Below are 19,525 nucleotides of genomic sequence, written 5' to 3' on the forward strand. Positions count from 1 at the left end.
CTCAGCCGCTTTTGCGGACGTTCCAGAACAACGCATATCCCCGTGGCACGTCGCTCAGGCGCCGGCTGTAGGCGGTGAGCTGCGAGAACTGACCCACCGGCAGGTAGGGCACGTCCTGGAAGGCCTGCAGCTGGATGGCGCGCGCGGCGGCATGCTGCGCTTCCGGCGTCGGCGCCTGGAACCACTCGTCGCGCAGCTGCTCGATGCGCGGGCTGTCGGGCCAGCCGATCCAGGAATTGGCCCCGTTGCCGCGCAGCTGTGCCTGCACCGCCGGGTTCAGCATGTCGATGCCGGCCAGCGCGGTCATGAAGGCGCTCCAGCCGCCCTGCTCCACCGGGGCGCGGGTCACGCGGCGGGTGATCATGGTGCCGAAGTCGCTGACCTGGTAGTCCACGTTCATGCCGGCGCGCTGCAGCATGTCGGCGCCCACATCGGCCAGCGACTTGACGAAGGCCGGGTCGGTGGCCGCCAGGAACACCACCTTCTCGCCCTTGTACCCGGCGGCCCGGAGGTCGCGCCGGACCTTGTCGTAATCCGGCTCGCGCGGGATGGCGGCCATGCCGGCGTCGCTGGCCAGCGGCGTGCCGTGCGGAAAGAAGCCCGTCGGCACCTGGAACATGGAAGGGTCGTCGGTGGCCACCGCGGTCATGAAGTCGGTCTGATTGATGGCGCCGAATAGGGCGCGGCGGATCGCCGGGTTGTTGAACGGCGGCTGCAGGTGGTTCAGCCGCATCAGGCAGAACAGGCCGGACGGGTCCAGCGCCTCCACCTTCAGGCCGGCGGCGCGGCGCAATAGGGGCACTAGGTCCGACGCCGCGTAGTTCCACCAGTCCTGCTCGCCGCTTTGCAGCGCCGCCGCCGCCGTGGCGGGGTCGGCGATGGTGGTCCATTCCACCCGGTCCACGTGCACCACCTTGGGGCCGGCGGTCCAGTCGGACACGCCGTCGGGGCGCGGCACGTAGCGGTCGAACTTGGCGTAGGCGACGCGCGCGCCGGACACCCGCTCGTCCGCCAGAAAGCGGAACGGCCCGGACCCCACCATCTCCGTCACCTGCGTGAAGGCGTCGGTCCTGGCCAGCCGCTCCGGCATCATGGCGGGAATGGTGGATGGCAGCTTGCCCAGCGCCGCCGGCAGGAGCGGGAACGGGCGCTTGAGCCGGAAGCGGATGGTGCGGTCATCGGGGGCGGACAGCTCGTCGGTCGCCGCCAGCAGCGCCTGGCCGAAGGGGTCGCGCTGGCCCCAGCGGCGGATGCTGGCCACGCAGTCGCGGGCCAGCACGGGCGTGCCGTCGTGGAACAGCAGCCCGTCGCGCAGCGACAGCGTCCACAGCCGGCCGTCATCCTCGACCACATGGCCCGCCACCATCTGTGGCGAAGTCCGGTACTGGCGGTCCGTGCCGTACAGGGTGTCGAACACCATGTTGGCATGGTCACGCGTGGCGTAGACCGTGGTCCAGACCGGGTCCAGCACGGTGAGGTCGGTTTGCGGGATGAAGCGCAGCACCCGGGTGCCCTGCGCCTGTGCGATGCGGGGTGCTGGCAGGGCGGTGGCCGACAAGCCTGCGAGGAACATCCGGCGCTTCATGCGGCGGCCTTTCGCCTGGGGGTGGGAACCATCATGCGCGAACCGTCCAGGGCCGGTCGAACGGCGTCAGGAACTTGTAGTGCACCACGTAGTTCCGCAGGCGCCAGCCATCCGGCGTGCGGATGTAGTCGTCCTCGCTGACCGCCGACATCCACATGGCGGTGTTGCTGTCCACCGCCGTGCACGGCTCCCACAGCATCCAGCGCGCATGGGCGCGGTCGCCGTCGATCTCGATCACCGGGTTGACGTAGTAGTGCATCGCGAAGGTCCAGGTGCTGAGGCGCAGCCGCTGGAAGATTGCTTCCCGCCCCTGGATCGGGGGTGCGCCGTCCGGCGCGCCGCCCCAGACCGCGTCCTCGGCGAAGACGCGCTCCACCATTGGGCGCACGGCGGCATCGATTTCCGCCTGCGGCCTGGCCCGGTGGTCGGCGCCGAACTTGTCGTCGCAGACCTGGGCGTAATACGCCTTCATCCAGCGGATCTCCTCCGCGTCCTCCAGCAGCTGCAGCCGCCGGGCGGGGTCGAGGCGCTTGCGGGCCGTGAAGTCCATGGCGGTGCTCACCGGGCGTACGAAGGGATGTCGGCGCGCGTGGCAGCGCGCGAATAGGGAAAGGGCACCTCGATGGAAACGCCCAGCGCCTCGGCCGCATGCCAGGGCCAGCGCGGGTCGTTCAGGAAGCCGCGCCCGATCGCCACCATGTCGGCCTGGCCGGAGGCTATGATCGCCTCGGCATGCTCCGGTTCGCGGATCAGGCCGACGGCCATGGCGGGCATCGCCGCCTCGTCCCGGACCCGGGTGGCGAAGGGCACCTGATAGCCCGCCGCGCTGGGAATGCGGGCGAAGCCGTTGCCGCCGCTGGACATGTCGGCATAGTCGCAGCCGCGCGCCGCCAGCGCCTGGCCGAAGCGGACGGCTTCCTCCGTGGTGATGCCGCGCTCGTCCCAGTCCGTGCCGTTGAAGCGCACGCCGAGCGGCATGTCCTCCGGCCAGGCGGCGCGCACCGCCTCGAACACTTCCAGCGGAAAGCGCATGCGGTTGTCCAGGCTGCCGCCATAGGCGTCCGTCCGGCGGTTGGCGAGCGGCGACAGGAAGCTGCTGAGCAGGTAGCCGTGCGCGCCGTGGATCTCCAGCAGGTCGATGCCGAGCCGCAGGCAGCGCGCCGTGGTGGCGACAAAGGCGGCCACCACGGCATCCATGTCCGCGCGGTCCATCTCCCGCGGGGCGGGCCAGTCGGCGGCGAAGGGCAGGGGCGACGGGCCGATCGTCTGCCAGCCACCTTCCGCCTCGGTCGCGTGGCCGCGCCCCTGGCCGTCCGCCGGGTTGCGCAGCGAGCCCTTGCGGCCGGCGTGGCCGAGCTGCAGCCCGATCGGCATGCGGCTGTACTTGCGCACCACCGCCAGCACGCGTGCCAGCGCCGCCTCGGTCTCGTCGCTGTACAGGCCCAGGCATTCGCGGGTGATGCGGCCGCGCGGCTCCACCGCCGTCGCCTCGATGATCAGCAGCCCGGCACCGGACAGGGCCAGGTGCCCCAGGTGGATCAGGTGCCAGTCGGTGGCCTTGCCGTCCTCGGCGCTGAACTCGCACATGGGGGCGATGACGATGCGGTTGGGCAGCGTCAGGCCGCGCAGCCGGATCGGGGAAAACAGCTGGCTCGCCATGCTTCAGGCCCCCGCCGCCGCGACCCGGCGCGCCACCTCGGCCTGCAGCGCCGGATCGTTGGCCCAGGGGTACAGGCGGCAGCCGGTGAAGCCCTGGGCAGGGTCCACGTGTTCGCGCATCCATTCGGGCAGCGGCGCTTCCCCGGCCGGGGGGCGGGCGGCCCATTCCGTCACCAGGGCCAGGGACGGGCGGGCGGAGGCACCGGTCGGTGCGTCCGGCCCCCGGTGCAGCAGCCGCACCCGCGTGGCGCCGAGCGCCGCGGCGCCGTCTTCCGCCAGCCATGCGGCGATGCGGTCCTCCAGCGCCGTGTCGCCGGGCAGCCGCCAGATGCGGACCCAGTCGGCATCCATGGACGCTGCGGGGTCCAGCGGCGGCAGGGGCGTCGCCGCGTGGTGGTGGTACACCGTGCGCATATTCGCGATTCCCGCCAGCGCCGCCGGCCGGTAGGGCTCCTCGAAGACGAGGCCGCGATACCGCGCGAAGGCCGGCGCCTCGAACATGCTCCAGTCCGGGGCCTGGTAGATGTCGACCACCGAAAGGCCGCCGGACACGGCGAGGTAGGAGGTGCAGTTGGTGAACCCCGCCTGGAACAGGTGCGGCGCATGCACCGCCGCGTACCAAGCGGCGAATTCCGGAAGCTCGTGTTCGGGCAAGGCGACCTCGACCACGTAGAAGATGCTTTCGGCCACGCCTGTCCCCTCCTTGCCGGCTGCCGGCGGCAGAACCCTGTCGCGGCAGAAGCGGCGATCTGCTAACCGGTCGCTACAGAAATGTGATAACAAAATGCCCGCCAACGCAATGACAAATCCCATCGGCCCGCCGCCCCTGACGCTGGAGCATCAGGCCTACGACGCCATCCGGCTGGCCTTGATGGGCGGCAGCTTCCAGCCGGGCGACCGGCTGTCCATCCGCCGCGTGGCGGCGGCGCTGGGCACCAGTCCGATGCCGGCGCGGGCCGCGCTGCAGCGCCTGGCGGCCGAGCAAGTGCTGGACGTGCTGCCTTCCGGCACGGCGGTGGTGCCGCGCCTCACCCGGGCATCCTTCGTGGAATTGCGCGCCATCCGGCTGCAGCTGGAACCGCTGGCGGCCGGGCTTGCCGCGCCGCATGCCGACGCGCCCCTGCTGGACGGGCTGGACCGCCGGGTCGGCCTGCTGGAAGCGGCGCTGGCCCGGGGCGACATGGCCGCGGTGCTGACGGAGAACCAGCACTTCATGTTCGACATCTTCCGCAACGCGCGGGCCCCCATGCTGCTGGGCTTCATCGAAACGCTGTGGCTGCGGCGCGGGCCGCTGTACTGGGGCGCTCGGGCGGCGCTGCTGCGCTGGAATGCACCGTTCGACCGGCACAAATCCGTGGTCGCGGCATTGCGGCGCGGCGACGGCGCGGGCGCCGGCTGCGCGATCCGCGACGAGATCGAGAGCACCAGCGACTTTCTGCTGGCGGAACTGCGCTTCTTCGGCGATCCGCCGCCGCCCGGCATGCCATCCCTGGCGCCGCTGCGGCGGCCCGGCGCAAAAGGCGGCGGCGGCCGGTGAGGCCCTGCCGGGACCGGCCCGGCGCGGGAGAAGCCCACAAACCGGAACCGCGAGGTCAGCCGGGCGGCGGGGGCGCGATGTCCCGGCGGGTGCGGCCGGGCGGGTAGCCGAAGAAGCGGCGATACGCCTGGGCAAAGGCGCTTTGCGACGCATAGCCCACCCGTTCCGCCACGGCGGCGGCGGTCACCTCCCCGGAGCGCAGCGCCGCCTGGGCAAGGACCATGCGCCAATGGCACAGGTAATCCATCGGCGGCCGGCCGACCTGGGTCAGGAACCGTGCCGCGAAGGCGGACCGCGACATGCCGATCCGCCGGGCCACAAGCTGTACCGTCCAGGGAAAGGCGACATCGCCGTGCATCAGGCGCAGCGCGGCGCCCACCTGGCGGTCCGCCAGTGCCGCGATCCATCCGGGCCGGGTCGTCGCCGGGGCGGCGGCCTCGGCGCGGATCGCCTCCACCAACAGGATCTCGGCCAGGCGGGCCGCCACCAGCGCGCCGCCGGGGCGCGGCGTGGTGGCTTCGCGCTCCAGCATGGACAGCAGCCATGCCGTGGTGGCGGCGGCGCCGGACGATGCGGGAAGCAGCAGGAACGGTGGCAGGGCGTCGAACAGAAAGCCGGCCGTGTGTTCCGTGAAGGCGATGCCGCCGCCCAGCATCACCGTGTCCGCGCCGCCCAGTCGCACAACTTCGCTGGCCTCGGCCCGGAACAGCGGCGCGCCTTCCGCCAGGGCGGCGCCGGGGTGGCTGGCGACGGCATAGGCGGTCCGCCCCAGCAGGCAGACGTCGCCGTCCGCCAGCCGCAGGGGCGCGCGGCCGGGCAGCATCGCCCAGGCATGGCCCCGCACCACCGCCACGAATTTCAGCCGGTCCTGCGCGGCGAAGGCGAGGCCCCAGGACCCGGCCGCTTCCAGCCGGGTGCGGCGGATGCTGCGCGCGCCCAGCACTCCCAGGACGTCGGACAGCGGGTCGGTGCCCTTCGTGGACGGATGCGACAGAATCATGGTGGTTGGCGCATAGCACGTCCTGTCCCGACGCCTAAAATCGCGGGCTGGACAGGGAGGCTGGCATGCGGGGCAAGGTCGTGGTGATCACGGGGGCTGGCAGCGGCATCGGCGCGGCGACGGCGCGGGAGCTGGCCGGGCAGGGTGCCGCCGTGGTGCTGGGCGCGCGGCGGGAAGCGCCGCTGGCGGCGGTGGGCGGGGCCATCCTGGAAGCGGGCGGGCGCGCCGCGTGGCGGGCCACCGACGTGCGCGACCGGGCCGGGGTGGCGGCGCTGGTGGATCTGGCGGTGCAGCGGTTCGGGCGGCTTGACGTGATCGTCAATAACGCTGGCATTGGCCCGATCTCGCGCTTCGATGCGCTGTGCGTCGACGACTGGGACGCGATGATCGACGTCAACATCCGGGGCGTGCTGCACGGCATCGCCGCGGCGCTGCCGGTGTTCCGCCGGCAGGGTGGCGGGCACGTGGTCAACGTGATCTCCACCGCCGGCCTGCGCATCGTGCCCACCATGGGCGTCTATGCCGCGACCAAGAACGCCGTGCGCACCATCACCGAGGCGCTGCGGCAGGAGGCCGGGCCCTCGCTGCGCGTCACGGAGGTTTCGCCGGGCATGGTGGCCACCGACTTCAGCGACTCGATGACCGATCCGGAGGTGCGGAACGCGATGCGGCGACGCGTTGGCGAGGTGGCGATCCCGCCCGAGGCCATCGCGCGCGGCATCGCCTTCGCGATCGGGCAGCCGCCCGAAGTCGAGGTGGGCAGCATCGTAATCCGCCCGACGGCGCAGGATTGAAGGGGGGGGGCGGGCGGTCCCTCGCCACGGCTCGCGGGGGCCGCTCCTGGCCACAGCGCCTGCCGCCGGACGCAGCCCCCGTGCCGTGCTCGCGATCTGGATGGCCAGTGGCGGTGCCAGACGGCCGCCGGCCGGCGCAACGCGGGCTTGACGGCTTTTCCGGCCTCCTGCACGTTGTAAATCGGTTCACTAAAGCGGTTCACAACGGATCGGGGGCGAGGCGGCCTGATGCGGCGGGCAACGGTCAAGGATGTGGCGGCATTGGCCGAGGTCTCGGTCACCGCCGTGTCGCGCTACCTGAATGCCGGGCTGACCCTGCCACCCGACACGGCCGGGCGGATCGACCGCGCCGTGCGGCAGCTCGACTACCGGCCCAACCGCCTGGCGCGCAGCCTCAGCCTCGGGCGGTCGGACACCATCGGCCTGGTGGTGCCCGAGATCGCCAACCCTTTCTTCGCGCATCTCGCCGCGGCGGTGGAGGAGGCGGCGGAGGCCGAAGGGCTGGGCCTGCTGCTGTGCGCCACGCTGAACCGCCTGGACCGCGAGCTGGACTACCTGGAGCGGTTGCGGAGCCACCAGGTGGACGGGCTGATCTTCCTGACCAACCACGGCGACGACGGCCGGCTGGCCGAGCGCATCGCCGCCCTGCCGGGCATCGTGCTGATCGACGAGGACGTGGCCGGCACCGAGGTGCCCAAGCTGTTCTGCGACAACGCCCAGGGTGGCCGGCTGGCGGGCGACCACCTGCTGGCCGCCGGCCACCGGCGCCTCGGGCTGGTCGGCGGGCCGGACGGGCTGTTCAGCAGCAGCGAGCGCCGCGCCGGGCTACAGGCCGCCGCCGACGCGGCGCCGGGCGCCAGCCTGGACTGGAGCATCAGCGGCCCCCACACCCCGGAACAGGGCCGCGCCGCCGCCGCAGCCTGGCTGGCGCTGGACGCGCGCCCGACCGGGCTGTTCATCGGCTCCGGCACGCTGCTGTCGGGCTTTCTGGAAGCGGTGCGCGAGGCCGGCGTCGCGGTGCCGGCCGACGTGTCGCTGGTGGCCTTCGACGATGTCGGGCCGCTGCACCTGTTCAACCCGCCCATCACCGCCATCCGCCAGCCGGTCGCGGCCTTTGGCCGGCGCGGCGTGGCCCTGCTGCGCGGCCGGCTGCGCGGCGAGCCGGTCGGCCCGCCGGTCCGCCTGCCGGTGGAACTGGTGGTGCGGCATTCTGTCGCACCCCCGCCCGCGCGGCGCCCCCGGTCCTCGCGCCCAACACGGAAAGCCATCCACCCATGACAGAAACCAAGGTGCTGCTCGTCGGCGAAAGCTGGGCGACGTCGGCCACCCACTACAAGGGCTTCGACCAGTTCGGCAGCGTCACCTTCCACCTGGGCGCCGAGCCCCTGGTGGCCGCGCTGCGCGACAGCCCCTATGCGCTCACCTACATGCCGGCACACGAGGCGGCGGAGGGCTTTCCCTTCACGGCCGAGGGGCTTGCGCAGTACGACGTGATCCTGTTGTCCGACATCGGCGCGAACACGCTGCTGCTGCCGCCCGAGGTGTGGCTGCGCGGCAAGCCGGTGCCCAACCGCCTGAAGCTGATCCGCGACTGGACGGCCAAGGGCGGCGGGCTTGCCATGATTGGCGGCTACTTCTCCTTCCAGGGCATCGACGGCAAGGCCCGCTGGCGCCGCACGCCGGTGGAGGAGGCGCTGCCGGTGGAATGCCTGCCCTGTGACGACCGCATCGAGGTGCCGGACGGCTTCGTGCCCGAGATCGCAGAAGCGCACAGGAACCATCCGATCTTCGCTGGTCTCGACCTGCCCATGCCGCTGTTGCTCGGCGCCAACGAGGTGGTGGTCAAGCCGGGCGCCGAGGTGCTGGCCCGCCTGCCGGCGGAAGAAGGCGGGCACCCGCTACTGGTCACCGGCCGGCATGGGGAGGGCCGCACGCTGGCGTGGACCTCCGACATCGGGCCGCACTGGCTGCCGCAGCCCTTCGTGGACTGGCCCGGCTACAAGACGCTGTGGCGCAACACGCTCGGCTGGCTGGCGGGCCGGAACTGATGCCCGCCAAGCCCGTCTTCCAGCCGCGCCCCAATGCCATCGAGGGGCTGTTCGGCCGCCGCAAGGCCGTCATCGGCGTCATCCACTCGCTCGCCCTGCCGGGCTCGCCCGGCTACGACGGGCGGCCGATGCAGGAGATCATCGACTTCGCGGTGGCCGAGGCCGGGCGCTACCGCGACGGCGGCGTCGATGGGTTGATCGTCGAGAACCACGGCGACATCCCCTTCAGCAAGCCTGAGCACCTGGGTCCGGAAACCGCCGCCGGCATGGCGGTGATGACGGATGCGGTGCGCCGCGCCAGCGGGCTGACCGTCGGCGTCAACGTGCTGGCCAATGGCGCCATCCAGGCACTGGCGGTCGCGAAAGCCGCAGGCGCCAGCTTCGTGCGCGTCAATCAGTGGGCCAATGCCTACGTGGCGAACGAGGGCTTCATCGAGGGCCCCGCCGCCGCCGCCACGCGCTACCGTGCCTGGCTGGGGGCGCGCGACGTGAAGATCTTCGCGGACGTGCATGTCAAGCACGGCGCGCATGCCATCACCGCCGACCGCTCGATCCCCGAGCTCGCACGCGATGCCGAGTTCTTTGATGCCGATGTCTGCATCGCGACCGGCCAGCGCACCGGCGATTCCGCGACCATGGAGGAGCTGTCCACCATCGCGGGCGGCACCGCGCTGCCGGTCGCCGTCGGCTCCGGCGTCACGCCGGACAATGTGGGCGACATCCTGACGGTGGCCGATGCGGTGATCGTCGCCAGCTACCTGAAGCGCGACGGCGTGTGGTGGAACCCGGTGGACCCCGAGCGGCTGCGCACCTTCATGGCCGCGGTGGAGCGCGCGCGCGCATGAGCCGCCTCCTCGTCCTCGGCAATGCCGGCATCGACCTCGTGTGTCCGGTGCCGCACCTGCCGGGGGCGGGGGAAACGCTGGTGGCGGACGGGCAAAGCCGCGCACCCGGCGGCAAGGGGCTGAATCAGGCGGTGGTGGCGGCCCGCGCCGGGGCCGCCGTGCTGTTCGCCGCCCCCGTGGGGCGGGACGCCGCGGCGGCGGAGGTGAGCGCGGCGCTGCGGGCCGAGCCCTTGGCCAGCGTTTCGCTGCTGCCGCAGGACGCGGCGACCGACCTGTCGCTGCTGATGGTCGCGCCGGACGGGGAGAACTGCATCCTGACCCTGGGCGCCGCCGCCGATGCGCTGTCCCCCGCGGCGGCGCTGCTGGCGCTGGAGCCGCTGCAACAGGGCGACATGCTGCTGCTGCAGGGCAACCTGTCCGCCCCCGCCACGCTGGCCGCCGTTCAGGCGGCGCGGGGGCGCGGCGCGTCTGTCATGCTCAACACCGCGCCGATGCGCTGGGACATGCGGCCGCTGTTGCCGCTCTGCGCCGTGGTGGTGGCCAACGACGGCGAGGCGGCGGCCATCACGGAACTGCATGACGGGGCGGCCGCGGCCGCGCTGCATGCCATGGGCGCGGGCTGCGCGGTGGTGACGCTGGGCGCCGGCGGCTGCGCCATGGCGGGCCCCGGCGGGTTGCGCCGGCACCCCGCCCAGCCCGCGCGCGCGGTGGATACGGCGGGCGCCGGGGATACCTTCTGCGGCGTGCTGGCCGCCTGGCTGCTGCGAGGCCACGCCATGGACGACGCGGTCGCGGCGGCGCAGCGTGCCGCGGCGGTGACGGTGTCCCGCCCCGGCGCCTTCGCGTCCCTGCCCACGGCGGCCGAGCTGAAGGCTATCCTCGCGTGACCGCGCCCGTGCTGGAGATGGCGGGCTTCAGCGTCGACCTCGGGCCGGCGTCGCGGCGCGTGCGGGTGGTGGAGGACGTGTCGCTCACGCTCTATCCCGGGCGCATCACCTGCGTGGTGGGGGAAAGCGGCTCGGGCAAGAGTGTCACCGCCATGGCGCTGATGCGCCTGCTGGCGCCGGGGCAATACGCCATCCGCGCGGACACGCTGCGCTTCGAGGGCGACGACATCGCCGGGCTGGACGAGCGCGGCATGGCGCGGCTGCGCGGCAACCGCATGGCCATGGTGTTCCAGGAGCCGATGACCTCACTGAACCCGGTGTTTACCATCGGCGACCAGGTGGGGGAGGCGCTGCGGGTGCATCGCGGCCTGTCGGGCGCGCAGGCGCGGACCCGCGCGCTGGAGGTGCTGCGGCAGGTGCAGATCCCGGCGCCCGAGAAGCGGCTGGACAGCTATCCGCACCAGCTTTCGGGCGGCATGCGGCAGCGGGTGATGATCGCCATGGCGCTGGCATGCGAGCCCGCACTGCTGATCGCTGACGAGCCGACCACGGCGCTGGACGTCACCATCCAGGCGCAGATCCTGGCGCTGCTGGCGGCGCTGCGGGAACAGCACGGCACTGGCATCCTGTTCATCACCCACAACCTTGGCGTGGTGGCCGAGATCGCGGACGAGGTGGCGGTGATGTATGCCGGCCGCATTGTCGAGCGCGCGCCGGCCGCCGCCCTGTTCGCCGACGCGCAGCACCCTTATACGCTGGCGCTGCTAGCGGCGATGCCGGCGCTGTCCGGCACCGCCGACCGGCTGGAGCCGATCCCCGGCCGCATGCCGGCGCCGGGCGAGATGCCGGTGGGCTGCCGCTTCGCCACCCGCTGTCCCTTTGCGGCACCCGAATGCGCCGAAACGCCGCCGCTGCGCGAGCTTGGCCCGGGCCACCACGTCGCCTGCTGGCGCGCGCCGGTGGAGGCGCTGGCATGACCCTGCTGCGCGCCGAGAACCTCCACCGCGCCTACCCCCTGCCCGGCGGCCGCAGCCTGCGGGCGGTGGACGGCATCGACCTGACGCTCAGGCGCGGCGAAACGCTGGCGATCGTCGGCGAAAGCGGCTGCGGCAAGAGCACGCTGGGCCGCCTGTTGTTGCGGCTGGAGGAAGCGGATGAGGGCCGCATCCTGCTGGACGGCACTGACCTGCGCGGGCTGCGCGGCGCCGCGCTGCGCGACATGCGCCGCCGCGTGCAGGTGGTGTTCCAGGACCCCTACGGCTCGCTGAACCCGCGCGAGCGTATCCGCGACGCGCTGGTGCGGCCCATGCTGCTGCACCGGCTGTGCGACCGTGCCGAGGCGGAGCGCCGCGCCGGCGCGCTGATGGAGCGCGTCGGCCTGTCGCCCGCGCAGCTCGACCGGTTGCCGCACCAGTTCAGCGGCGGGCAGCGGCAGCGCATCGCCATCGCCCGCGCGCTGTCGGTCGGGCCGGAGCTGATTGTCTGCGACGAGCCGGTGTCGGCGCTGGATGTCTCGGTGCAGGCGCAGGTCGTGAACCTGTTGCAGGACCTGCAGCACGAGGACGGGCTGGCGCTGGTCTTCATCAGCCACGACCTCGCGGTGGTGCGCCACCTGGCCCACCATGTGGCGGTGATCTATGCCGGGCGGGTGGTGGAGGCGGGGACGGCCGAGACCCTCTTCGCTGACCCGCGCCACCCCTACACCCGTGCTCTGCTGGAAGCCGCCCCGCGCACCGACACCGGCCCCCGCGCCCATGCCGCGCTGGCGGGCGAGCCGCCCAACCCCGCCGCCCCGCCCCCCGGCTGCCGCTTCGCCGCCCGCTGCCCGGCGGCGCAGGCGGTGTGCCGAGAGGAGCCGCAGCCGCCCTTGCGCGAGATTGCCGCGACCCACCGGGCCGCCTGCCACTTCGCGGAAGCCCTGCCGCCCTTCATCCTGCTGGACGCGGCGCCGCCGGCCGCCACACCGCTCGCCGCCCGCATCGGCGCCTATCGCGCCGCGCGCAACCGCGCTGACGCCGGAGACGCCGCATGAGGATGATCGCCGGGCGCCTGCTGGCGCTGCTGCCGGTGCTGTTCGGCATCTGCGTGCTGTCCTTCGCGCTGTTGGCCAGCGTGCCGGGGGACCCGGTGACGGCGATGCTGGGGCTGGAGGCGGACCCTGCCGCCATCGCCACGCTGCGCGCGAAGTACGCGCTGGACCAGCCGCTGCCGCTGCGCTTCCTGGCCTGGTTCTGGCAGGTGCTGCAGGGCGATCTCGGCCGCTCCATCCAGACCGGGCGCCCCGTGCTGGCGATGATTGGGGATGCGCTGGTGCCGACGCTGCAGCTCGCCCTGGCGGCGCTGCTGGTGTCGCTCCTCATCGCCATTCCCGCCGGCGTGGTGGCCGCTACCCGGCGCAATGGCGTGGCGGACTTCGCGGCGACGCTGGTGGCGCTGTGCGGGCTGTCGCTGCCCTCTTTCTGGCTGGGTATCCTGCTGATCATGGGCTTTTCCATCGCGCTGCCCATCCTGCCCTCCTCCGGCCATGTGCCGCTGTTGGCGGACCCGGTGGAAGCGTTGCGCCACCTAGCACTGCCCGCGCTGACGCTGGGCGCCGCCATGGCGGCCGCCACCATGCGCATGACCCGCGCCGCGATGATCGAGGTCCTGTCCGCCGACTACATCCGCACCGCCCGCGCCAAGGGTCTGCCCGGCCGCCGCGTGGTGTGGCGGCACGCGCTGCGCAACGCGCTGATGCCGGTGGTGACGCTGGTGGGGCTGCAGCTCGGCCAGTTGCTGGGCGGCGTGGTGGTGACGGAAAGCGTGTTCTCCTGGCCCGGCATCGGCAAGCTGACGGTGGATGCCATTTTCGCCCGCGACGTGCCGGTGGTGCAGGGCGCCATCCTGGTCACCGCCACGCTGTTCGTCTTGATCAACCTGCTGACCGACCTGCTCTACACCGTGCTCGACCCCCGCCTCAGGAGCCGCGGATGAGCGCTGGCCTGCACGACCGCGCCCCCGTGTGGCGCCGCCTGTTGCGTGACCCGCGCGCGGTGGCCGGCATGGTGCTGATCGGGCTCGCGCTGCTGGGTGCCCTCCTGGCGCCGCTGCTGCCGTTGCCGGGGCCGGAAGCGCCGGACTTCCTGGCCACCCTGGCACCCCCCGGCGGCGCCCATCCGCTGGGCACCGACGACCTGGGGCGGGACACGCTGTCGCGCATCCTGGCCGGCGCCCGCGTCTCGCTGCTGGTGGGGCTGGCCAGCGTCGCCGCCGCGCTGGTCATCGGCGGCACGCTGGGGCTCTTGGCGGGGTTCCTGGGCGGCTGGGTGGACACGCTGGTGATGCGCGTCATGGACGTGCTGCTGGCCTTTCCCGGCATCCTCCTGGCGCTCGGCGTCACGGCGGCGCTGGGGGCCTCGCTCGGCAACACGGTGATCGCCATCGCGGCGGTCAACCTGCCGGTGCTGGCGCGCGTGGCGCGCGGGCAGGCGCTGGCGCTGCGGGGGCTCGACTACGTCAAGGCGCAAGAGGCGCTGGGCTTCGGCTCCATGACCATCCTGTGGCGCGCTGTGCTGCCCAACGCGCTGTCGCCCATCCTGGTGCAGGCCTCGGTGCTGCTGGCTTCTTCCATCATCACGGAATCCTACTTGTCCTTTCTCGGCCTCGGCGTGCAGCCGCCGACGCCGAGCTGGGGCAACATGCTGCGCGACGCCATCGGCTTCCTGGACCAGGCGCCGTGGCTCGCATGGTTTCCCGGCCTCGCCATCTTTCTCACCGTGCTGGGCTTCAACCTGCTCGGCGACGGGGTGCGCGACCGGCTGGACCCGCGCGACTGACGCTTCCCGCAACCCCTGCCTGACGGAGCCTCCGCATGCCCGAACTTCCTGACCGCCTGACCCTCGGCCGTCGCGGCCTGCTGGCGGGGGCCGCAGCCCTGCCCGCCGCGCTGGCGCTGCCCGCCCGGGCGCAGGGCGCCGCCCGCACGCTGTCCATCGGCGTGGTGTCGGACCCGGTGACGCTGGACCCGGCGTTTTCCGGTTCCTTCTTCGAGAACCAGGTACTCTACAACCTGCACGAGACGCTCTTGGTCGCGGCGCCCGATGGCAGCGTTTCCCCCGGCCTCGCCAGCGTCACGCAGCCGGACACGCAGACCTACGCCTTCACGCTGCGGGAGAACCTGTCCTTCCATGACGGCACGGTGCTGGACGCCGCAGCCGCCAAGGCCAACATCGACCGGTATCTCGACCCCGCCGTCGGCTCCATCCGCCGCACCGAGTTCGGGCCGCTGCGCGAGGTCGCCGTCACCGGGCCCCTGACCTTTGAGATCCGCCTGTCCGCCCCCTACGCTCCGCTGCCGCTGGTGCTGACCAACCGCGCGGGCATGATGGTCTCGCCCACCGCCGTGCGCGCGCTCGGCGCCGACTTCGCCGCCCGCGCGGTGGGCTGCGGGCCGTGGAAGCTGGCGAGCTGGACCAAGAATTCCGAGCTGGTGCTGGAAAAGTTCGACGGCTACTGGCGCGGCACCGCGCACGGCTTCGACCGCCTGGTGTACCGCCCGCTGCCGGATGAAACGGTGCGGCTGGCCAACCTGCGCAGCAACACGCTGCAGCTGATCGACAGCGTGCCGCCGCAGGCCGTGGCGGCGCTGGGGCGGGAAGCGGCGCTGCGCGTGTCGCAGACCCCGAGCCTGGGCTTCAACGCCTTTGCCTTCAACTGCACGCGCGCGCCGTTCAACGACAAGCGGGTGCGCCAGGCCTTTGCCGCCGCGGTCGACCCGGCGGTGATCCAGCGCGTGGTGTATTTCGACACCGGCCGCCCCGCCGCCGGCCCGCTGTCGCCCGCCGTGCCCTGGGCCTTCGACAGCAGCGTGGCGCCGCGCGGCGGTAAGCCGGAGGACGCCAAGGCGCTCCTGCAGCAGGCGGGCGTTGCCACGCCCGTGCCGGTGGCCATCACGGTGACCAACTCGCCCGCCATGGTGCGCATCGCGCAGATCCTGCAGGCGCAGGCGGGGGCGGCGGGCTTCAAGGTGGAAGTGCGGCAGATCGACGCGACCAGCCTGATCACGGTGCTGCGCCAGCGCGATTTCGACCTGTGCATGGCGCCCTGGTCCGGCCGCTACGACCCGGACGGCAACATGTTCAACTACTTCACCAAGGACGGGCCCAACAACTTCGCGGGCTTCGCGGATGACGGGCTGACCACGCTGCTGCAGCAGGCCCGCGCCGTGGCCGGGCAGGCGGAACGCGCCACGCTCTACAAGCAGGCGCAGCAGGTGCTGCTGGAGAACTGCCCCATGCTGTTCCTGCATTTCGACGCGATCATCCAGGCCTCCTCCGCGCGGCTGTCCTGGACGCAGTACCCGGACGCGGTGTTCCGCCTGTACGACGCCAAGCTCGGCTAGGCGCGGCGCGGAGGGAGGGCTGCTCCCTCCGCGCCCGGCCCGGGGCGGTCAGGTCCGCTCCAGGTTCCACAGGATCGCGAAGCCCGGCACGCGGCCCTTCAGGTTACGGTTGATCGCCGTCATGGACTTGTAGGCGCCGACCGGGATGTAGGGCAGCTCATCCATCACGATGCGCTGCATCTGCTCCGCGATGGTCTTCTGCGCGGCGGCGTCGGGCGCCACGAACCATTCGTCGCGCAGCTGCTCCAGCCGCGGCATGTCCGGCCAGCCGACCCAGGCGGCGGCGCCGTTGCCGCGCAACGGGAAATGCGCCGAAGGATCGGCGAAGTCGAAGGACGAGAAGGAGGTGAGCAGCATGCTCCAGCCGCCCTTGTCCACCGGCTCGCGCGAGGTGCGGCGCTGCACCACCGTGCCCCAGTCGCCCAGCGCGATGTCGGCGTTGAAGCCCAGCCGGCGCACCAGGTCGGCCGCCACCTGGGTCATGGCGGTGGGCGCCAGGATGTCGGTGGGGCCGATCAGCCGCATCGGCTGGTCGGTGTAGCCGGCCTCGCGCAGCAGGGCCTTGGCGCGCTCTACGTCGCGCGGCCCGGCCAGCGGTTCCAGCCCGGCGGCGGTCGCCAGCGGCGTGCCGGGGGTGAAGACGCCGACGTTGTCCATGTAGATGTCGGGCTCGGGGCCCACCACCGCGCTCATGAAGTCCGTTTGGCTGATCGCGGGCAGCAGCGCCTGGCGGATGCGCTTGTCGTTGAACGGCGCGTGCAGGTGGTTGAAGCGCAGGACGCCCACCAGCGGCAGCGGGTCGATCGCCTCGATCGCGATCTGCCGGTTGCGGCGGAGCAGCAGCTGGATCTCCGGCGGCGGCTGCTCGAACCAGTCGATCTCGCCGGTTTGCAGCGCGGCGGCGGCGGTGGAGGCGTCGGTGATGATGTGCCACTCGACGCGCTCGAACTTCGGCAGCTTCGGCCCCGCAGTCAGGCTGGGCGTGCCGGCGGGCGTCGGGCTGTAGGCGGCGTTGCGCTCGTAGACCACCAGGCTGCCGGAGTTGAACTCGTCTTCCTTGAAGCGGAACGGGCCGCAGCCGGTGGTGTCGCGGATCTGGGTGAAGGCGTCGGTGCGCGCCAGCCGCTCCGGAATGATGAAGGGCGGGCTGTTGCTGACCTGCGCCAGGGCGTTCAGCAGCAGCGGAAAGCGGCGCTTCAGGCGGAAGCGCAGGCGGCGGTCGTCCACCGCCGACAGCTCGTCCACGAAGGCGGCGAGCTTCTGGCCCATCGGGCTGCGCTTCATCCAGCGGTCCAGGCTGGCCACCGCGTCCTGCGCCCGCACCTTCTCGCCGTCGTGGAAGCGCGGGCCGTCGCGCAGGGTGATGGTGACGGTGCGGCCGTCATCCTCTTCCAGCGCGCCTTCCGCCAGCTGCGGCCGGGGGGTGAAGCCCGCATCCATGCCGTACAGCGTGTCATGGATCATGTAGGCGTGGTTGCGGGTGATGTTGGCGGTGGTCCAGACCGGGTCCAGGCTGGTCAGGTTGGCCTGCGGCACCAGTTTCAGCACCCTTTGCCGGGCCGGCTGCGCGATGGCGAAGCGCGACGGCGCGGCCACGGCGAGGCCGGCGGCGGTGGCCGCGCCGGCGATCAAGGAGCGTCGATGGATCATGCGTTGGTCCTTCAGGGCGAAAGCATGGTGACGAGGCCGGCGCGTGGCGTGCCCGGATGGCTGTGCGGCCAGGCGGTGGCCGGAAACGCCCGTGCCACCGGGCGGCCGGGCCTGTCGGCCGGCCAGCATGCCCGGGTCGCGGCCCCGGCTCAATGCGGCGACGTCCTCCGGCCGGCACAAGGTTGGTGGCGGCCTCTCCGCTCAGCGCGTCCCGGTCCGGCGCCGGCGGTTGCCCCGCCAGGCTTGCCAGCCCTGGACCGCCGTCAGTCGCCAGTGCAGCCAGGTGGTGGCGCCCCAGCCCAGCCGGGCATATTTGCGGGCCGAGGTCCACAAGCCCGCGCGCAGGCGGCGCAGCGGCAGGCCCTGGCCATGCGCGGCCCAGACCAGCAGGTGGTCCTCGCCATAGGGCGCGGCTTCGTCATAACGGCCCAGCCGCCGGAACGCCTCGGCCGGCAGCACGAAACCCTGGTCGCCGAATGGGATGCCCAGCCAGGCGGAACGCCGGTTGGCCCCCCAGGCGTTGAGCCATGCGAGGCGCGGTCCGTCGTCGCGGAAAGCGAGGTCGAACCAGCCCAGCGCCGGTTCCCCCCGCGCCAGGAAGTGTTCCAGCGCCGGCAGCACGCCGGGGCCGAAGCGGGTGTCGGCGTGCAGAAACCACAGCCATTCGCCCCGCGCTTCCGCGGCCCCCCGGTTCATCTGCCGCGCCCGGCCGCGCGGGGCCTCGAACTGCCGCAGCGGCAGCGACGGCGGCCAGCCGGGCGGGAGCGGCCGCGCTTCACCAGCCGCGCGCACCAGCAGCACCTCGCTGTCCGGCGGCAGCGCCCGCAGCGCGTCCAGCAACGGGCCTTCCTCCGCCTCGCCGGGGCCGAGCGGGACAATGACGGACAGGCGGAGCGGCGGCGGCGCGGCGGTGGGCGGCATCGGCTCCCTTGGGAATGCGGCGTCCGGCCCCTATAGCGCCTTAGGCACGGGGGCGGGGAGCGGGATCATCGGCGCAGACATCCTCCTGCTCGGCGCGGGGCACGCGCACCTGCTGGTGCTGCGCCACGCGCAAGCGTTCCGCCGGCGCGGCCACCGGCTCACCGTCGTGGCGCCCGGGCCGTTCTGGTATTCCGGCCTGGCGACCGGCATGTTGAACGGCGAGCGCGCGCCGGCCGAGGACCAGGTGGACGTCGCGGCGCTCGCCGCCCGCGCCGGCGCCTGCTTTGTGCGGGGCGAGGCCGTGGGCCTGGACCCCGCCGCCGTGCGGCTGGCCGATGGCCGCCTTTTGCCGTTCGATGCCGTGTCGCTGGCGCTCGGCAGCCGCACGGCGCCGCTGCCGGGGGCGGCGGACTGGCCGGACCGGGTGTTCCCGGTGAAGCCGATCGCCGGGCTGTGGGCGTTGCGGCAGGCGCTGGAGCGGCGCTTCGCCACGGGGCGGCCGGTGCGCGTCGTGGTCGCCGGCGCCGGCATCACCGGCTGCGAACTGGCGGCCAGCATCGCCGGGCTCGCCGCCCGGCGCGGCGGCGTGGCCGAGGTCACCCTGCTGTCGGGGCAGGGGCGGCCCTTGCGGCAACTGCCCGGCGCCGCCGCCGCGCGACTGCTCGATGGGCTCGGCCGGCGTGGCATCCGGCACCGGCCCGGCCAGGTGACGGCCGTGGAAGCCACGCGGCTGGACACCACCCACGGCCCGCTGGGCTACGACATCCTCGCCGTGGCGACCGGGTTGCGGCCGGAGCCGCTGGTGAGCCGGCTGGGCCTGCCGGTGGGCGCCGATGGCGGGCTGCTGGTGGATGGCTTTCTGCGTTCCCCCGCCGACCCGCGCGTGCATGGCGCGGGGGACTGCATCGCCTTTGCCGGCGGCGCGCTGCCGCGCGCCGGGGTCTTCGCGGTGCGGCAGGCCCCCGTGCTGGGGCACAACCTGCTGGCCGCCGCCGAGGGCACCACGCCGCGCCGCTTCCGGCCGCGCCGGCGCTACCTTTGGATCATGAACCTGGGCGACGGCACGGGGCTCGCGTCCTACGGGCCGCTGCGCTGGCGGGGGCGGCTGGCGCTGCGCTGCAAGGACTGGCTGGACCGCCGCTTTCTGGCCGGGCTGCGTGGCTGAACCGCGGGCCGTGGCATCCGATCGGCCCCGCCGGGCGTAATATCGGTATCGGGC

Annotated in this window: 19 protein-coding genes; 12 read left to right on the forward strand and 7 right to left on the reverse strand. The window is 73.0% G+C overall.

The window, feature by feature from the left end; translation table 11 throughout:
* Position 1: 1 nt before the first annotated feature.
* From IAI59_RS17820 to IAI59_RS17835, 4 genes are read right to left on the reverse strand one after another with little or no spacing between them, the layout of a single operon-like run.
* Positions 2–1,585 (reverse strand): ABC transporter substrate-binding protein, encoded by a 1,584-nt coding sequence (locus IAI59_RS17820; RefSeq protein WP_207415725.1) that lies wholly within the window; start codon positions 1,583–1,585, stop codon positions 2–4.
* 31 nt (positions 1,586–1,616) lie between these two features.
* Entirely contained in the window at positions 1,617–2,135 is a 519-nt protein-coding gene (locus IAI59_RS17825) for a nuclear transport factor 2 family protein (RefSeq protein ID WP_207415726.1), read from the reverse strand.
* 8 nt (positions 2,136–2,143) lie between these two features.
* Positions 2,144–3,244, reverse strand: coding sequence for an NADH:flavin oxidoreductase/NADH oxidase (locus IAI59_RS17830; RefSeq protein WP_207415727.1), 1,101 nt, complete (start codon positions 3,242–3,244; stop codon positions 2,144–2,146).
* Between the two features lie 3 nt (positions 3,245–3,247).
* Positions 3,248–3,934, reverse strand: a complete 687-nt coding sequence (locus tag IAI59_RS17835; protein ID WP_207415728.1) for a hypothetical protein — start codon at positions 3,932–3,934, stop codon at positions 3,248–3,250.
* 109 nt (positions 3,935–4,043) lie between these two features.
* Between IAI59_RS17835 and IAI59_RS17840 the strand changes: the two genes are divergently transcribed.
* Positions 4,044–4,781: a GntR family transcriptional regulator gene (locus tag IAI59_RS17840; RefSeq protein ID WP_207415729.1), complete on the forward strand. Its 738-nt coding sequence runs from the start codon at positions 4,044–4,046 to the stop codon at positions 4,779–4,781.
* 55 nt (positions 4,782–4,836) lie between these two features.
* On the opposite strand, the gene IAI59_RS17845 is transcribed toward IAI59_RS17840, so the two are convergent.
* Complete coding sequence (locus IAI59_RS17845; RefSeq protein ID WP_207415730.1) at positions 4,837–5,781, reverse strand: AraC family transcriptional regulator; 945 nt, start codon at positions 5,779–5,781, stop codon at positions 4,837–4,839.
* A gap of 65 nt (positions 5,782–5,846) precedes the next feature.
* On the opposite strand from IAI59_RS17845, the gene IAI59_RS17850 reads away from it, so the two are divergent.
* The 10 genes from IAI59_RS17850 (at position 5,847) to IAI59_RS17895 (ending at position 15,735) form a co-directional block, all read left to right on the forward strand.
* On the forward strand, positions 5,847–6,575 hold the full coding sequence (locus IAI59_RS17850; protein WP_207415731.1) for an SDR family oxidoreductase: 729 nt from the start codon (positions 5,847–5,849) through the stop codon (positions 6,573–6,575).
* Between the two features lie 228 nt (positions 6,576–6,803).
* Positions 6,804–7,853 (forward strand): LacI family DNA-binding transcriptional regulator, encoded by a 1,050-nt coding sequence (locus IAI59_RS17855; protein WP_207415732.1) that lies wholly within the window; start codon positions 6,804–6,806, stop codon positions 7,851–7,853.
* A complete protein-coding gene (locus tag IAI59_RS17860; protein WP_207415733.1) occupies positions 7,850–8,623 on the forward strand; it encodes a glutamine amidotransferase in 774 nt (257 codons plus the stop codon). The genes IAI59_RS17855 and IAI59_RS17860 overlap by 4 nt, the downstream gene beginning before the upstream one ends.
* Positions 8,623–9,468 (forward strand): BtpA family protein, encoded by an 846-nt coding sequence (locus IAI59_RS17865; RefSeq protein WP_207415734.1) that lies wholly within the window; start codon positions 8,623–8,625, stop codon positions 9,466–9,468. The genes IAI59_RS17860 and IAI59_RS17865 overlap by 1 nt, the downstream gene beginning before the upstream one ends.
* Complete coding sequence (locus tag IAI59_RS17870) at positions 9,465–10,355, forward strand: PfkB family carbohydrate kinase (RefSeq protein WP_207415735.1); 891 nt, start codon at positions 9,465–9,467, stop codon at positions 10,353–10,355. The genes IAI59_RS17865 and IAI59_RS17870 overlap by 4 nt, the downstream gene beginning before the upstream one ends.
* Before the next feature lie 17 nt (positions 10,356–10,372).
* Positions 10,373–11,332 (forward strand): ABC transporter ATP-binding protein, encoded by a 960-nt coding sequence (locus tag IAI59_RS17875; RefSeq protein WP_207416081.1) that lies wholly within the window; start codon positions 10,373–10,375, stop codon positions 11,330–11,332.
* On the forward strand, positions 11,329–12,387 hold the full coding sequence (locus IAI59_RS17880) for an ABC transporter ATP-binding protein (protein WP_207415736.1): 1,059 nt from the start codon (positions 11,329–11,331) through the stop codon (positions 12,385–12,387). Before IAI59_RS17875 ends, IAI59_RS17880 begins: the two co-directional genes overlap by 4 nt.
* Entirely contained in the window at positions 12,384–13,328 is a 945-nt protein-coding gene (locus IAI59_RS17885) for an ABC transporter permease (protein ID WP_207415737.1), read from the forward strand. The genes IAI59_RS17880 and IAI59_RS17885 overlap by 4 nt, the downstream gene beginning before the upstream one ends.
* Positions 13,325–14,170 (forward strand): ABC transporter permease, encoded by an 846-nt coding sequence (locus IAI59_RS17890; protein ID WP_207415738.1) that lies wholly within the window; start codon positions 13,325–13,327, stop codon positions 14,168–14,170. Before IAI59_RS17885 ends, IAI59_RS17890 begins: the two co-directional genes overlap by 4 nt.
* Positions 14,171–14,205: 35 nt before the next feature.
* Positions 14,206–15,735, forward strand: a complete 1,530-nt coding sequence (locus IAI59_RS17895; protein ID WP_207415739.1) for an ABC transporter substrate-binding protein — start codon at positions 14,206–14,208, stop codon at positions 15,733–15,735.
* 48 nt (positions 15,736–15,783) lie between these two features.
* Here IAI59_RS17895 and IAI59_RS17900 read toward each other — a convergent pair whose 3' ends face one another.
* Positions 15,784–17,385, reverse strand: coding sequence for an ABC transporter substrate-binding protein (locus tag IAI59_RS17900; protein ID WP_207415740.1), 1,602 nt, complete (start codon positions 17,383–17,385; stop codon positions 15,784–15,786).
* 201 nt (positions 17,386–17,586) lie between these two features.
* Positions 17,587–18,306 (reverse strand): TIGR04283 family arsenosugar biosynthesis glycosyltransferase, encoded by a 720-nt coding sequence (locus tag IAI59_RS17905; RefSeq protein WP_207415741.1) that lies wholly within the window; start codon positions 18,304–18,306, stop codon positions 17,587–17,589.
* Here IAI59_RS17905 and IAI59_RS17910 point away from each other — a divergent pair.
* A complete protein-coding gene (locus IAI59_RS17910) occupies positions 18,263–19,471 on the forward strand; it encodes an NAD(P)/FAD-dependent oxidoreductase (RefSeq protein ID WP_207415742.1) in 1,209 nt (402 codons plus the stop codon). The genes IAI59_RS17905 and IAI59_RS17910 overlap by 44 nt on opposite strands.
* Positions 19,472–19,525: the final 54 nt, after the last annotated feature.

The sequence above is a fragment of the Roseomonas haemaphysalidis genome (genome assembly GCF_017355405.1).
In the GTDB taxonomy this organism is placed as follows: Bacteria; Pseudomonadota; Alphaproteobacteria; order Acetobacterales; family Acetobacteraceae; genus Pseudoroseomonas; species Pseudoroseomonas haemaphysalidis.